Source organism: Streptomyces sp. NRRL F-2664 (genome assembly GCF_000719345.1).
In the GTDB taxonomy this organism is placed as follows: domain Bacteria; phylum Actinomycetota; class Actinomycetes; order Streptomycetales; family Streptomycetaceae; genus Streptomyces.
In genome coordinates, this window is sequence record NZ_JOFX01000287.1 from 1 (window position 1) to 813 (window position 813).

The 813-nt window shown below is 69.1% G+C and carries 2 protein-coding genes; both read right to left on the reverse strand.

The window, feature by feature from the left end:
- On the reverse strand, positions 1-488 hold a 488-nt coding region (locus tag IF89_RS0135790), incomplete at its 3' end, for a transglycosylase family protein (protein ID WP_030777523.1).
- Positions 489-610: 122 nt separating this feature from the next.
- Positions 611-754, reverse strand: coding sequence for a hypothetical protein (locus tag IF89_RS46790; RefSeq protein ID WP_158718155.1), 144 nt, complete (start codon positions 752-754; stop codon positions 611-613).
- Between the last annotated feature and the right edge of the window lie 59 nt (positions 755-813).

Consider the following 813-nt stretch of genomic DNA (forward strand, 5'->3'; position numbering starts at 1 on the left):
CACATCTTCAGGGTCGCGGAGGCGTCACGGGCGATGATGTCGGCCTCACCGTCACCGTTGAAGTCCGCAGCGGCCGTCTGCGTGAACACCGCAGCCGGCAGTACGTCCACGGGGAAGGGGTCCGCGGTGTCCGAACCGAGTCCCACCCGGGGGCCACAGACGGGCCACTGGTTCTCGCCTGCGGCGTCGAGGAGCTTCTGACCCATGAGGATCTGCTCGTTCTTCGTCGCCTGGTGCGGGTATGCGGCGTACTGGGTTCCGCCCATCGACTGCCAGGTGGCGAGGCTGAACTGAAGCCCCCCGTAATAGCCGTTGTTGGTATTGATGGACCAGTTGCCACCGCTCTCGCACTCGGCGAGCTTCTCCCACGTACTGATCGAAGCGGCGTGGGAGGTGCCAGCACCGCCGCCGAACGCGATGAAGGCGCAGCAGGCCCCGACGGAGAGGGCGAGGGGGCGGCGGCGGACGGCAGAGGTGCGGGAGGGCATGATGAAGGGACCTTTCGGGCGGGGAGAGTTCGGAGGTCCGGCCGACCGTCGCGTGGTCGTGGCCGGGGGCCGGTGCCGTACGGACCACGTCCGTACGGCACCGGCGATGGGACGGGCGGTGGTTACCAGCCGGCGGTGAGCTTGGCGGGGCTGCCGAAGGTGGTGTCGCCGCGGCCGGCCCAGATGGTGAGGTCGCCGGTGGAGTCGTTGCGGGGCCGGTCACGTGGACGGGGGCGTTGAAGTAGCCGCCCGCGTTGTGGGTCCACAGCTTGAGGTTGCCGCTGGCGTCCTTGGCGATGATGTCGGCCCGGCCGTCCTCGTTGAA